Raw genomic sequence first — 14,369 nt, 5'->3', positions numbered from 1 at the left:
CGGGTCGCTCCATGTGGGCGCGGGCAGGCCTCGTCATGGTTGCCTTGGGTGTTTGTGCCTGCGAGACGGAGGAGATTCGGCAACTGGAAACGCTGTCGCGGCTCGCGCGGCTCGATCGTGCCGAGAAGATGGAGCTCATCGCGAACCGCGAGGAGCGGAAGCGTGAGTTGCAGGTCGTGGAGCACGCCCTTCGCCTCCACTGTCCCCCGAACGACGAGACCGAACTGCGCTCACGGCTGACGCAAGCCGTGGGTGGAGCGGAGGTGTCGGTGCTCCGCGAGAGCGGCGAGGGGAGGCTGCTTCGGATCCAAGGGACGGGAGCGGCAAGCGACCTCGTCGAGACAGTGGAGACGCTGGGGAAGAGCGCACCCTTTCTTTCTCTGAAGCGGCTCTCCCTCCGTCGCGAGGCGTGGTCGATGGACCTCGCTCCAGGGCCGGCCTGTCCGACGCTTGAGGCAGACGCGGCCACGGTCACCCGATATCCACTTCCGCCCGAAGGAGTGTTCTGGCGCGGAACCAGCAGGAAGCTGCGGGCGGAGATCCTCGCCATGGAGCATGACATCCAGCGATGGGAGTCCACCGTGTTGGCGGGAGGCGTGGCGAGGCTGAACTCCCGCCTGGCCCTGTTTGAACGCCGCCGGAACCAACAGTTGGACGGGCTTGGGTACCTGACGGGTCAACTGCCGTTGCTCAAGGGACTCCTCGATGCCGCCGTCGAGCCTGCGCTGACGCTTTCCTGGAAGGAGGACGGCGTATGGCTCCTCGAAGGCGGCCGGGATGGGATGGATGGAGGTTGGGTCGATCGCCTCGGGCAGGCTGGCTACCGGTTGACGGCGGAGAGGTCGGGTTCCCTGGTGCTGAAGCATGTGTCGACGCTGAAGCGGGCCCCGGAGGGCGGCTGATACTCCGGGAGCCGGCTCCCTCGGGCCCAGGTTCAGACCCAGAAGACCACGTCGCGCTCCGCGTCCTCGGGACCGGGGCCGTGCGCGTCCTCGCGGAGCCAGCGGCGGTACGCTTCGATGTCCGCGTGGTGCAGGTCCGCCTCCGTGCTCGAGTACACGCCGCCGCCGGGACCTCAGCGAGGCGTTAGGGGACAGTCGGCTACGCTGTTCAGTCATTCACCGACGCTGTCCCTCACGGCGACCGGTGGTCGGGTCTCCGCTGCGACATTCCTCCAGCCACGATCGAACGTGAACGTCCGCGTGAGAGCTACAGGGTTCTGAATCTTGAGCACTCGCGCTCTCGCTGGGTCGGTTGCGTACTCGACTATATACAGCCAGTACGCATCACCCTTCTCACGCGCACAATCGAACTGTGTATGGGAAAGACCGACGGGCCGTTCCTCTAAACTTCTCATCATCGACTTAACTTCGACCCATCGAACCATCTGTCCGCCGTCGTTGGCTTCGTAGAGGTCGAAGCCGGGATTGCCCTCCGGCGTACGATGCAGCTGGGGTTCGAGCGAGATGATCAAGGCGATGGCTTGCTCCTCAATCTCCATACGTGCCGCATGCTCAAGCCCATCCGGGTCGGGTCCATCGTCGGGGTGAGTTCCGACATAGGAGATGAAGTATTGCCCTGCCTCTTGAGAAGGCGAGTATGTTTTTAGGGCACTGTCAGTTGTCTTTCCATTGTTGGCACCGGCTGGATGCATGCCTGAGTCGTCATGCGCTTCACTGTGGCGTTGCATGCCCCCACGAGGTGTCCCACTGTCAGTACGGCTCTGGTCGCCAATTCCCACGCCGTGCCCCGCGCCAGCGGTCTCGCGGGCTGCCCCTTGAGGGACCGACCCGCCCCCACTCTTACCGCCAGCGTTTGCAGCATCGCGATTGTCCGTATCGTCATTGGGACCTTGTTCTGCCGCGCGGCCATCGTCTGCTTTTGCATCACGCCCCACATCGTCCTCGGGCGGCAAACTGGTGATGCCAAGCCGGCTTGCAAGGTCAGCCGCGCTGGTGATGCCGTGCTTTCTCAGCAAGTCGAGAGCTGCTGGATCGATGCCTGCTTCTTTTGCCAGTTGGTCGATGATCGGCGGCTTGAAAGCAATCTTGCTCAACAGGAAGGGATTGGCTTTCCATTCTAGGCTGTCGAAGACCACCAATCCCGGCGGCACCAACTCACCGCTGGCATCGGGCACCCAAGCCGCCTTGTTGAGGCGACGCAGGAAAGCAGCCGGGAATGGCGGCGTCCTGCGACCGCCGTAGTGGGACCAACTATACGAGCCATCGAACACGCCGCGACCCCGGCGTTCTTCGAGGTCTCCCAGGCTCTCCCAGATCAAGCGAGCGCGTTCAGCGCGTTGTTCAGGCTTAAGGCTCGGCAGCAGTGCGAGCAGCGCATCGAAGCCCTGCAGCACCCAATCAACCACCACGTCGTTGATGCCGGACGTCCCCTCGTGGCCGGTTTGGCGCCGGAGTTCGAGTCGCTCGTCGCGCGTAAGTGCATTCGGGGCCTCCACGGGCCGCGGGTACCTCAATGCACCACACGCTTCGAGCAACTCACGCATGTTGTCACCACGCAAGCAGTCGTACCCGTCATCGACGACGAAAACATCGGGCACACCCGCGAAGAGCGCCTTCATTCGGTCCGTGGCGATGTAGACGTTGCTAGGCTTGTCGACGTAGCCATTCCCGTCCCCGGTATCGACCACCATCACGAAGGATGTTGCGCGCAGCGCAGCAAGTAGCTTTTCCCGCTGCGCTTTTGAGTCGGTGCTGTAGGCAGCGCGGATGCGGTCGATGTCGGCGGAGTAGGCCTTGTCGTCCACATCTACTTCGGCTCCCTGGTACTTCGGCAGCACGTTCCACACCACGTCGTCTACTGGATCAGGCTCAGTAAGCCCGAGCGAAACTAGAAAGCTGCGCGCCTCTGCGGTCCCGCAAACTGCACGGCGGATCGTTGGGAAGCCGGTTTCGATTGCATTCGGCAGAAAGGCCTTCGCCTTACCGTTCTCGCGAGCAACGACGTGCGTTCCGTCATCGAGGCGGACCAGCGGAATCGTGCTTAGACGGCTCACCAATGCCTTCTGACCGTTCAAGAACGAGTACAGCTTCGCAATCCAGGCATCCGACTGCGCTTCGAGAAATGCCCTATCCAGCTTAGGTACGATCTGTTCAGGCGTAACTTCAGGGATGTGCAGTTCCTGAAGCAGGTATTTCCGAAGTATGGGTGCCTTGTCCTGAGTGATATCTCCCGTGAGCCACGTGCATCCCTTAGCGCCGAACAGCACCGCGATCTGATCCGCGCTGAACAACTCTCTCAGTTCCTGCGTACGTGCCAACCTTGCCTGCCCAGCAACGGCGAAGCCGCCGTCGAAGCAGGGCAGCAGCGGCGCGTCCAAGAAAGCCTGTCGGACCGCCTTGAAGATCGGCGCAAATATTTCCCCTTCGGGGAACTTCTCTCGGTCGAGCGGCAGGCAGAGCAATGCGGACACGTCCAGCATTTCCTTGTCGCGCATCCAGCGCACCGATTCCAGCAATAGGCCCGACGTCTCCTGGACCAAGTGCTGATTCCACGGCTCGTCACGCATGATGTTGTCCCGGCTGGGCGTCGTGCGAAACGGCCCCTGCACGAGAAAGCCAAGATTGGTCGAAACCACCGTAGGGAAGAACACCACCAACGGCGACGCAGTCACGGGCTGCACCGACCAGCGCCCGGGCGAATCCTTAATGGCGACCAGCGAGAAGGCGACCTCCACGCGACCGACCTTTTCTCGCGTGGTCGCAGTGGTCGAGAACACGTCGCGGTGGAATACCAGCCAATTCTGATCGACATCGGGCTTGTCGCTCTCTTGGCCAATCACCGTAATGCGTTGAACGTTCGAGCCAAGTGCATCCGGGTCGCTCCGCAGATAGACACCGGACGCGCCGCCCTGAACGCTCCAGTTAATTTCGTCGATGTGCCGCAGGAACAGTAGCGCTCCAGGTCCTAGGTGCTGGAAGCCAGCCGTAATCTCCTGCCACGCAGTTCCGTCCTCCGACTTCAGGGGCAAGATGATCTGCGTTTCGTCTGCCGCACGGACCGTGCGCTTTGCAGTTCTCGGCTGCACGTAGTTCTCGACGGCGAAGTCCTCGTCGCCGGAGTGAATTTCCGGGCGGTCCGTGAACGTGTAGACCGACTTGAAGCCAATGCCGAACCTGCCAATCGAGAAACGGTCCTTCGTGCTCTCCGCGATGCCGCATACGCCTCGGACATCAGCCTCATCGAAAGGCATGCCAAAGTGGGACAACGTCAGGCTGGTTGGCGTCAGCTCGAATATAACCTTGCGAGGCCCCTGCCGGTCGCCGCGCCGGCCGAGGGCGTCTTCCGCGTTCTGGAGCAGTTCGAAAATGAAGTGAGTGCGGTCGTCGTACCGGTCAACCAGCAACATCGGGCCTATCCGGCCGATGTCTGTCCCGTAACGCCGTTGGTTCTCTTCGCCTATCGCATTGTAGTTCGAAGGCACTGCGTCCCCTCCTCCTTGCATCATACTGGAGCTAGCGGAAACGTTCGGCGCCTTTCATTGCAGGTTGGTCGTCTCACCGAGGTCGCCGAAGGCCAACTCCCAATGGTTCGGCAGAACTGGAGGCAGGGACTTGATGAGGTCCACGAAGTGCGTGTGCACGGGATTCAGGTACTCGACGATGGCGCGGAGTTGGCGGCGCTCGTGGTCGGTGCGGATACGCGCGTCCTCGACGTTGAGAGCATACCGTGCAAACCAGTCTGATGGATTGAGGGCTTCTGGGAGCAGTTGAAGTCCGCCTACTTCAGCCGCATGCTGACGACCAACAGCTACTCTTTCTATGCCGTGGCAGTCCACCTGCTGCGCCGTGTCCGCAGCCGCAGCAAACTGCCTACCTGAGTCGCTACCCCTGAACGGAATCAGGTGGGCTGGCTCAAACCCAGAAGACCACGTCGCGCTCCGCGTCCTCGGGACCGGGGCCGTGCGCGTCCTCGCGGAGCCAGCGGCGGTACGCTTCGATGTCCGCGTGGTGCAGGTCCGCCTCCGTGCTCGAGTACACGCCGCCGCCGGGGCCATCCGTCAGTCCCTGGCGCTGCGTCTCCATGATGCGGACGTCCTGCTGGATGACCTGTCGCGTGTACCAGCGCACCAGCGGCGTCAGAGCCCTCCCCACCCACGCCCCTGGCACGTCCACCGGCAACCGGTAGCTGATGGCCGTGTACACCAACGTGTCCGTGGGCCCGATGGGCGTGCACTGGGAGTTGATGGCGAAGCCGCTGTCGCCCCACTGGTAGTCCACGCGCGTGACGTTGGGGACGATGAACTCATCCGTGTGCACGAGTGGCAGGCCTCGCGGATTGAACAGCCGCCCCAGGCCGGTGAGCGCGTCCTCCTCCTGGTGGTAGGTCATCCGCACCCGGCCCGCGTGACGCTTCACCGTGGAGGGGACGCGCTTGCGCGTGGGATTGCGGAACCAGCCCCGGTGCACGAAGGACGTGTGCGGCACGTCCATGAAGTTCTCCACCAGGTTCGTCACGCCGTTCGTGAAGCGCGTGACCATGAAGTAGACGGTCCAGCCGCGCTCGCCCCAGTAGGGGACCCGGAAGGGCTCCGCGCGGGCCTGGGTCACGTCCTTGCCCAGGTAGACGTAGACGAGCCCGTCCTGCTCCCGCGTGGGGAAGCGCGCGAGCCGCCCCAGGTCACAGGGCGCGGGCTTGAGGCCTTCGTGCGCGCAGGCGTGCGCGTCCAGCTTCTCTCCGCGCTGGGGCGGGCCCAGGGCGGGGATCTCCACCACCGCGCCGGACGCGTCGTAGACCCAGCCGTGGTACGGGCAGCCGAGCCGTCCGTCGAACACGTCGCCCTGGGACAGGCGCGCGTTGCGGTGGAGGCAGCGGTCTCGCAGCGCGGTGGGTGCGCCGTCGGGTCCGCGGAAGAGGACCAGTCCCGTGCCGAACACGGTGCGCGCGACGGGTCTGTTCGCGGGCAGCTCCGTGGAGAGGCAGGCCACGTACCAGAAGTCCTTCAGCGCGCCACAGCGGGCGAGGTCCGCCTCCGCGTCCAGGTCCACCGTGAGCATCGTCATGACGTCCCTCTTCCGAACCACTCCGCCCAGCCGGCCTGGCGGTGCAGGTCCACGGGCTTGATGTCGCCCGCGCGCTGACCGAGCTGGATGCATCGGGCCTCGTAACGCCGGGCCCCCTGGGTCACGCGCATCGCGCGCACCGGACCGAGTTGTCCCAGCTCCCGTGCGTAGCGGTAGTGATGGCCTTCGCACAGGGCACGCTCCACGCTCGCGGCCAGGGCGTCGGCGGGTTGATCCGTCTCGAGGAACAGACGGTAGGCCGGCGGTGTCCCCCACTCCGGCGCGAGCATGGCGAAGGCGGGACGCGTGGGGCCCAGCGTGGCGTCCAGCACCGTGCCCACTCGCGCGGCGGAGAGCTTCTCGCCCACGAGGTCCGAGACGGCGTCCGCCCGGCCGAGGAACCGCAGGCATGGCGTCGCGTGCACGAAGCCCTCCACGCGGACGAGGTCCCCCAGCCGGTAGCGCAGCAGTCCCCCGGACGTGGAGAGGAGTACCGCATGGGTGCGGCCCGCCGTCAGCTCGTGCGCCAGGAGTGGGCGGGCGTCGGGGCGCTCCGGATCCATGAATTCGATGAAGTGGCTCCGGACCGCGAGCACCGGCGCGGGCGCTTCGAAGAGGGGCACCGTGAGAACGCCCTCTGTGGCGAGCAGGCCTTTGCCCTGGACCTCGACGCCCGGGAAGCGGCGGCATGCGCCCGCCACGGCGTGCGAGGCCTGGGCGTCCGTCCACATGCTCAGGAGCGCGAGCCCTGGCCACAGCGTGCATGCGGAGGGGAGTCCGTCACGCAGGGCTGCGCGAAGTGCCTGGGCTCTCGGGATGTCACGCACGCCCTGGAGCCCCTGCACGAGCGCCGTCCAGGCAGGGTCTCGGGCCACGGGTGCACCGTCCGCGTCCTGTTCGGGGGGCCGCAGCGTGCCGCGCTCCAGGTCCTCCGCGAGCCGCTCGCCGTGCCGCTCCAGTGCGTCCATCAGCAGCGTGAGGAAGCTGGGATTCCAGACGCTGATCAACGACAGGTTCGAACACCGCACGAGGTACCACAGCGTCACGTAACGGCACGGTTCGACGTGCGGAGCCTGGCCCACCGAGCCCGGCACCGCGAAGACGCGCGAGAGCAACGGCTGCAACGGACGCGGGAACCACGCGCTGTCCTCCGCCGAGCCTATCGGGATGCCTCCTGGCGTCCGGTGCTGTCTCCGGCCCAGAGGAGAGATGGACCAATAGCTGGGGCCCTCGCGCACGGCGGGGCGGCGCAGGAAGACCTCGTGCAGCATGGGCGCGAGCGCGCGCTGGAACTCGCGCAGCAGGCCCTGTGTCACCGGCACCCGCTTGGACGCGCCCGATGAGCCACCGGACAGCTCGAAGCGCAGCACGGGCTCGCGCGTGAGGACCCGCGCTTCTCCTCGCGCGATGCGCTCGACGTCTTCCGCCACCGTGTCTGGAGTCGTGATGGGCACCGCGTCCTGGAACTCCCGAGCGGTGCGGATACGGCCGAAGTGCGGCACCCGTGCTGCCTGTGCCGTGCCCTCCACGGCGCGGAGGATGCGCGCCAGACACTCGGCTTGCGCGGCTTCGGGCTCGCGCAGTGCATGACGGAAGCGCAGCGCGGACGGCGTCAGCGCCGCCATCGTGGCGGACAACATCGTGCGGGAAGTCAGCACGGCACGTCCTCGCGCGGATTCGCGAGCAGCGCGTGACAGAGGCGCAACGCGGTCGACCTCTGTGCGCTCATCATCGCGGTCAGCCACCTACAAAGGGACAGCGGCTTCAGCGCAGCCATCATCGCGGTCTGTACCTCACGAGATGACGCCATCCTGGTGGATGGCATCGCGCGAGAACTCAGCACTCCCAGCGCCACCATCGCATTCGGCTCCCTGCGGGAAGCCGGCGCCCCTGGTGCCATTGTCGCGGTCAGCACGTCACGTCCCCACGCGGACCCGTGAGGCATCCCGCTCACGGCGGGCCCAACGGCGCAGCTGTCCCCAGACGCTTCGCGCCAGCGCCCTTGCCAGGTCCCAGCCGCGGATCTCCACCAGACACACCAACTCCTCGCCTTCGGCGTGGCCGGGGTTGCGCTCCGCGAAGTAGGCGATGTGTGGATGGACCGCCGCGTCCCGGTCGATGGGCGAGACGCCGTCCCGCACCCGGTAGTGCGCGCCGTCGAAGCGCAGCGTGCCCTTCGCCGCGTCGTACTGCGCGCCGAACCACCGCTTCGCCAGCCCGTGCAGGAACTCCGAGCGCCCTTCCGGCGGCGCCCAGTCCCGGCGCGGATGCGTGCGCGGGAAGTAGTTCACCGCCAGGAGGTACGTCTTGTACCCGCCCGACAAGAGCAGCCAATACAGCGGCCTCCACGGCCGACGCAGCTTGCGCGCGAGCAACAACCTTCCGAACACCACCTGCAACGTCTTGTGGCCCCACCAGTCCGGGTGGATGACCGTGTCGCCCGAGTACAGCACCTCCACCCCGTCCTCCTCCGCCACCCGCACCGTGCTGAACCCCACCAACTCCCGCGTGCGCCGGGCGTGCAGCAGGAACACCCACTGCTTCGCGTCCAGGTCCGCGTGGAAACGCTCGGGGCTCACTCCCACGTAGCAGCACTGCATCAGCGCCAACATCCGCGCCCGGGTGCCGGCGTCCAGGTCCTCCCGCCGCACCGTGGTGCCCTTCATCGCGGAGAGCATCGCTTCAGCGCCCTCCCCGCTGCGCCGTGGGCGCGGGAGGCTGGCGCACCTCCTGGTAGCGGTCCGCCTCCAACGTCACCTCCTGCGGCTGCGCGCCATACCAGTGGATGACCGCCTTCACCGGCCCCGCGTGACGGCCCAGGCCGAAGTGCAACCGAGGGTCCGCCGACGCGGAGAACCCGCCCATCAGCCCCACCTCGCGCACCTGCTCCACGCGCTTGCCGTTCTCCTCGTAGGACACCACCACTCGCGTGCCCACCGCGCTGCGGTGCGTGCGCTGCCCGTCCCCCACCAGCGACAGGCCCACGAAGTGCGCGTCCGTGGCGCCGGCTCGCAGCGTGTTGCGGTACAGCGACACCGGCGCGTGCTGGTTCGTGATGAGCACGTCCAGGTCGCCGTCGTCATCCAGGTCCGCCATCAACACGCCTCGCGAGTTGTCCGGCGCCTCGATGCCCACCTCCCTCGCCACGTCCACGAAGTGTCCCGGCCTCGCGTCGCCCAGGTTGAGGTACACGCGGCGCGCCTCGTTCGGATAGAGCACGCGGCCCCGGATGTCGCCCCACTTGTCCGCGTACGTGTGCACCTCCGGGCCGGACTGCATCAACTTGTGGTTCACGTACCAGTAGTCGTTGCGCTGTCCCGCCGGGATGCGCCACTTCTCCGCGTCCAGGCGCGCGTCCACCATGCCGTTGGCCTGCACCAGGTCCGGCCACCCGTCGTCATCCAGGTCCCCCGCCGCCGCGCCCCAGCCGAAGCGGCGCTCGTTCAGCGCGCCCCGGAAGGTGGCCTCGTCCTGGAAGCGGGGCACGAAGGCGTCCTCGCCCGGCCCCACCATCCACAAGAGGCTGCCCTCCGCCTGGAGCGAGTGGTGCACGTTGGACACGTACACGTCCAACCAGCCGTTGCGGTCGAAGTCCGCCACGCTCGCGTTCATGCCCTTGTACGTGTCGCGGCCAATCTCCCCGAAGCGGTTGCCCACGAGGTGGCGGAAGTGCCGCCCGCCCTCGTTCAGGTAGATGTCGTCCGGCCCGAAGTCGTTGGCCACATAGAGGTCCGTCCACCCGTCCTGGTTCAGGTCCACCGTGCTCACCGCGAGCGACCAGTGCGTCTCCTTCAGGCCCAGCGCGTCCACGTCCTGCTTCTCGAACGTGCCGTCCCCTCGACCCCGGTAGAGCGCGTTCTTTCCGCCGTTGGTCGCGTTGTGCCAGCCGTCATGCATGAAGCGCAGCATGCGGCGGTCCCCCGCGGACTCCGGCTCCGGCAGCTTGAAGAGGTTGAGCGGCGGCGTGGGCTCCGGGTAGTCCGGCAGGTGCGTCGTCATCGCGTTGAGCACCAGCAGGTCCAGGTGCCCGTCCCGGTCGTAGTCCAGGAACGTGAGCCCCAGGCTCACCGCGTGGTCCGTCACGCCCGCGGACTCCGTCGCGTCCTCGAAGCCCGCCGTGCCCGTCTCGCGCAGCGTGTTGCGCAAGAGGCGCACCGGCCCGAAGGCCACCGCCACCGCGAGGTCCATGTCGCCATCCCCATCCCAGTCCACGAACGTCCCGCCGCCCGCCAGGCCCTCCTCCTTGTAGCGGGTGGCGAAGCGCTCCAGCGCGGGCACGGGGACGCGTTCGAAGCGCATCCCGCCCAGGTTGCGATACAGGCCCGCGTGGTGCTCCGGCGTGCCCAGCGGGTGCGTGAGGAACAGGTCCAGCCTGCCGTCCCCGTCGAAGTCTCCGGTGGCCACCGCGTCACCCACCGCGACCAGCCACTTGGCGACGTGGGCCACGCGCGGATCCAGCTCCTCCAGCGTGTGCCCCATCTGGGAATCCAGGCCCGCCTGCTCGAGGTCCTGCGCCTCCAGGTGGAACGCGAGCGGCGCCTGGCGCTCCCCCTGCGCCGCCGACACCGAGTAGCCCGTGGCCAGCACCGCCCCGAGCCCCCCCACCACCCCCACGCGCTTGAGCATGTCCGGGGCCAGGAGCCGGCGCAGCGACGCGCCCTTCGTGCGCCACAGCTCGCGCGCGTGCATGAACACGAAGCGGCAGGTGGCCACGGTGAGCGCCGCGTAGAAGAACGTGTAGACGCTCTCCTTCAGGTGCAGCACCAGGTCCACGCAGGTGATGGCCAGCGCGACCAGCACCTGGGCCTTCGGCGTCGCGGGCGACGTCGCCGGGTCGGTGAGCATGTAGAAGACGAAGATGAAGAACGACGGCGCGCCCAGCGTGCCCAGGAACAGCACCTCCGGCGGCAGGTGGTGGCGGAGGATGAAGGCTCGCAGCGCCGTCTGGAGCGCGTAGAAGGACAGGAAGCTCACCACCAGCCAACCGCGCCCCACCCGGAAGAAGAACAGCACCATCGCCGCCATCACGATGAAGGCCGACAGCGCGACCTCTCCGTTCGCCCACTGGTAGGCGGGCGCGGCGGTGATGAGCTCGCGCGTGGTGAGCAGCGACACGGCCACCGCGAACATCGACGGGTTGAAGACGTGCCGCCCCTGGAAGGTCAGCACGTATTTCGAACCGATGGCCAGCCACACCGGCAGCCAGAGCAGCGTGCTCGCGTGCGAGTAGTTCAGGAGCAGCGCCAGCGAGCAGCAGGAGATGTACGCCGAGAGCGGCAGCTCCTTGCGCCGCTTGAGCACCCAGCCCAGGACCGCGTCCAGCAGCGTGCCGGAGACGACCAGGAAGGCCATCTGCCCGGGGCTGCGGTTGAAGCCGAAGAAGGTGAAGCCGAGCACGCCGTAGAGCGTGAGCAGCGCCGCGAAGGGCAGCCTCGGGTCGTTCCAGCGGGGGAAGACCCAGCCGCCCCACTCCACGCGCGTGCCCGCGAGGGCCGGCTGCGTCGGCACATCCACACTCATGATTGACCGTCCCGGTGCACGCGCGGAGCGTGCCGCGCCCGTCTCCGGGTGTCCAATCCGCACGGGGCTTGCGTCCGGGGCCCATGCGTGGAGTCCTGGCGCCCGATGTCCTCTTCCCTGCCTCGCCGCGCGGCGGTGCCTCGCGAGCTGCTCGTTCCCGCCACGCCCTCCGGACTGCTGCGCCTGGCGGCCGTGGAGTGGGCGGGGATGGCCCTGGGGTGGGCGGTCATGGCTTGGGCTCCTCCGGTGCTGATGCCGCTGGCGGTGCTCGTCGTCGCGGGACGGCTGCATGCATTGGGCGTCCTGCTTCATGACGCGGTCCACCTGCCTTCGCGAAGACGCGAATGGAGACTGTGTCTGTTGGAGGCCGTCGCGGGTTACCTCATCGCGTCCACGCTGGCGGCGATGCGCTACCACCACCTTCGCCATCACCGCGATGCGGGCCTGCCGTCGGATCCGTACCGCAAGCCTCCGGATGGAGGACGGCTGCGCACGGCGTGGCGGTGGTTCCTGCTCCTGAGCGTCATTCCCGGCTGGGTGCTGCGGGGACCGGTGGGGCTCTGCGCTTGGGTGCTGCCTTCGCTGCGCACGGCGTATGGGCGCGTGTTCCTTCAGGACCGCTCCAGGCGTGTGCTCACGCGGGATGCGGAGGTGGCGGCGTGTGCTCGGGCGGAGGCGGGGCAGGTGCTGTTCCATCTGGGCGTGTTGGCGCTGGCGGTGCGGTGGCCTTCCGCGGTGCTGTGGGGGTATGGGGTGCCGTTGCTGGTGGCGTCTGGGTTCAACGCGTACCGGTTGCTCGCGGAGCACACCGCCGTTCCCGTGCAAGGGCGGACGCTGGGAGATGTGTTCGCGTGCACTCGCGACCATGGGCTCGGGTGGTGGGGGCGGTTGGGATTGGCGCCCCGGCACATCGGGATGCACGTGGTGCATCACCTGCACCCGCAAGTGTCCCTCACGCACCTGCCCCGGCTTCGCGCGTGGTACGTCGAACGGTTTCCCCACGACTATCCTCGTTCCTCCTGATGCTCACTTCGTTGACACGGGTGTTCCTGGTGGTGGCGTTGCTGGCGTGCGCGAGCGCGGCGGTGGCGTTCCGGCGCCGGCAGAACGCGCAGGGCGGCCGGGGTGGGCGCATCTCCGGGCCGAAGCTGGCGTGGCTGCTGTACGCGGTGTTCCTCTGGTTCGTGGTGTGCCCGCTGGTGGCGTTGGATGCGTCCGTGCCGGTGGAGGCGCGCATCGTGCTGGGGGCGTTCGCGGTGTCCATGTGGCTGCGCGGGGCCGCGGAGCTCTACATGCTCTACGTGTCGCGCAACTGGCGGCCGCCGTATGGCGTGGGCCATGACCTGGGGTGCATCGCGCTGGTGGGGGCGGGGCTTGTGTACACCGGGGAGAAGTGGGCCGGCGTGCTCGACGGGCGCGATGTGTGGGCGCTGGCGTTGGTGGGGTTGGTGCTGGTGACCCTGCTGGTGGAGGTGGCGTACGCGGCGCTGTTCCATCAGGCCGTGGAGGGACGCACGACGGGCGAGGACGGGGTGTGGTTCGCGGACGCGGAGCAGGAGCGGTTCCGGCGCATCAACCGGCTGACGCTGGCGCTCAACGTGCCGCTGTATGGAGCGCTGGCGGTGTGGCTGGTGTTGGGGATGCGGTAGCTACACCACGGGCTGGCGCCAGGCCTTGGACAGATGGCCCGGGTGGGACTGGTTGAAGCGGTGGATCAGCTCCTCCCGGCCGTGCTCCAGCAGGTACGTGAGCTCCCGAGGCATCAGCGCCTTCACGGTGACGAGCCGGACCTGTCCGTCTGGCATCGTGAAGTGACCCGGGAGTGTGGGGGTGTCCATGCCGAGGAGCACGGCGACCCGGCCTTCTTTCGTCAGGAGAGGTTCGGGCATGCGCTCTCCATCCACTTCCATGGAGAGGATGCCGGTCCTGGCGGGTTCGCGCAGGTGTTCGTGGCCCACGAGCTCGTTGGCGATGCGTTCCAGCAAGAGCTGTTGCCAGCTCTTCGCCACGTTCTCCACGGGCTCGTCGGTTTCGAGCGCGAGTTCCAGGCCGAAGCCCACGGAGGGCTCCACTGTGTCCACGAAGAAGTCGGAGAGGCCATCCGTCACGAAGAGCGTGCGCCCTTCGGGACGGTGGATGACGCGCCAGACCTGGCGCCTCGCGGGCCAGCCTCCTCCGACGACGATGGGGAGGATGGCTTCCTCGTCCAGGGTGCCCAGCGTGCGCCAGAACGCGGTGCGGGCTGTATCCGTTCGCTCGTAGAGCACCTGAAGTTTGCGGTTGTGTTCGCGCTGTTCCGGGCTGACTTCGCTGGGACCGGTGACTTCCCGGAACTTCACTCCAGTGATGTTCTCGTGCTCCAGGGCCTCCTTGATGTCCTCGGAGACGATGAGCGCAACGGTCCACCCCCAGGTGCGGAAGACCTTGGCATCGCCCACCTTCGTCGGATCGATGCGCATGCCAGCGACGTCCCTGTATTTCCCCACCTTCTCTGGACGCCCATCTTCAGGCTTCCAATACAGCACCTCTTCGGAAGCCTCGTCGTCGATGCATCTGACAAGACGGAGCACGTTGACGAGGAAGTGCGGTCCGGGCTCCGACGCGACCGTCACGGGCAGCAACTGAACATCATCCGGGGCGAGCCTGGTCAGGATGTCTGCCGCTTCAGCCTGAATGACGGGCGCCAAGCCGACGCCCACCAGCGTGAAGTCCAACGGCTGGCCGACATGGTCGACCGGAATCTTCAAGGGCGTATCCAAGCTGACGGGTTCACCCTTCCTGAACATCCATGGATTGGCGACCTCCCGGCCGGACGCATCAATGGGA

The 14,369-nt window shown here is 67.1% G+C and carries 11 protein-coding genes; 3 read left to right on the top strand and 8 right to left on the bottom strand.

Features of this window, described 5'->3' with window-relative positions; all coding sequences use genetic code 11:
- Positions 1-35 precede the first annotated feature (35 nt).
- Positions 36-902, top strand: a complete 867-nt coding sequence (locus tag ACX114_RS01405) for a hypothetical protein (RefSeq protein ID WP_459293926.1) — start codon at positions 36-38, stop codon at positions 900-902.
- Positions 903-934: 32 nt separating this feature from the next.
- Here ACX114_RS01405 and ACX114_RS01400 read toward each other — a convergent pair whose 3' ends face one another.
- From ACX114_RS01400 to ACX114_RS01370, 7 genes are all read right to left on the bottom strand, one after another.
- Positions 935-1,060 (bottom strand): hypothetical protein, encoded by a 126-nt coding sequence (locus ACX114_RS01400; protein ID WP_459293925.1) that lies wholly within the window; start codon positions 1,058-1,060, stop codon positions 935-937.
- Between the two features lie 54 nt (positions 1,061-1,114).
- On the bottom strand, positions 1,115-4,444 hold the full coding sequence (locus tag ACX114_RS01395) for a sacsin N-terminal ATP-binding-like domain-containing protein (RefSeq protein ID WP_459293924.1): 3,330 nt from the start codon (positions 4,442-4,444) through the stop codon (positions 1,115-1,117).
- A 54-nt stretch (positions 4,445-4,498) separates the two neighbouring features.
- Positions 4,499-4,798 carry a hypothetical protein gene (locus ACX114_RS01390; protein ID WP_459293922.1) on the bottom strand — a complete coding sequence of 100 codons (300 nt, stop codon included), beginning with the start codon at positions 4,796-4,798 and terminating at the stop codon, positions 4,499-4,501.
- 76 nt (positions 4,799-4,874) lie between these two features.
- The gene (locus tag ACX114_RS01385; RefSeq protein WP_459293920.1) at positions 4,875-6,023 is read right to left on the bottom strand and encodes a Rieske 2Fe-2S domain-containing protein; all 1,149 of its coding nucleotides are present in this window, start codon (positions 6,021-6,023) and stop codon (positions 4,875-4,877) included.
- Positions 6,020-7,663, bottom strand: coding sequence for a GH3 auxin-responsive promoter family protein (locus ACX114_RS01380; protein ID WP_459300032.1), 1,644 nt, complete (start codon positions 7,661-7,663; stop codon positions 6,020-6,022). The genes ACX114_RS01385 and ACX114_RS01380 overlap by 4 nt, the downstream gene beginning before the upstream one ends.
- Positions 7,664-7,939: 276 nt before the next feature.
- Positions 7,940-8,701 carry a hypothetical protein gene (locus tag ACX114_RS01375; RefSeq protein ID WP_459293918.1) on the bottom strand — a complete coding sequence of 254 codons (762 nt, stop codon included), beginning with the start codon at positions 8,699-8,701 and terminating at the stop codon, positions 7,940-7,942.
- A 4-nt stretch (positions 8,702-8,705) separates the two neighbouring features.
- Positions 8,706-11,543: an FG-GAP-like repeat-containing protein gene (locus ACX114_RS01370; RefSeq protein ID WP_459293917.1), complete on the bottom strand. Its 2,838-nt coding sequence runs from the start codon at positions 11,541-11,543 to the stop codon at positions 8,706-8,708.
- A gap of 105 nt (positions 11,544-11,648) precedes the next feature.
- Between ACX114_RS01370 and ACX114_RS01365 the strand changes: the two genes are divergently transcribed.
- Complete coding sequence (locus ACX114_RS01365) at positions 11,649-12,566, top strand: fatty acid desaturase family protein (protein WP_459293915.1); 918 nt, start codon at positions 11,649-11,651, stop codon at positions 12,564-12,566.
- Complete coding sequence (locus ACX114_RS01360) at positions 12,566-13,192, top strand: hypothetical protein (protein WP_459293913.1); 627 nt, start codon at positions 12,566-12,568, stop codon at positions 13,190-13,192. Before ACX114_RS01365 ends, ACX114_RS01360 begins: the two co-directional genes overlap by 1 nt.
- Here ACX114_RS01360 and ACX114_RS01355 read toward each other — a convergent pair whose 3' ends face one another.
- Complete coding sequence (locus ACX114_RS01355; RefSeq protein ID WP_459293911.1) at positions 13,193-14,290, bottom strand: imm11 family protein; 1,098 nt, start codon at positions 14,288-14,290, stop codon at positions 13,193-13,195.
- Positions 14,291-14,369: the final 79 nt, after the last annotated feature.

It is taken from the genome of Corallococcus sp. M7 (assembly GCF_054512695.1).
The sequence above is the reverse complement of the archived record's forward strand: the minus strand, read 5'-3'. Positions and strand labels throughout refer to the sequence as shown.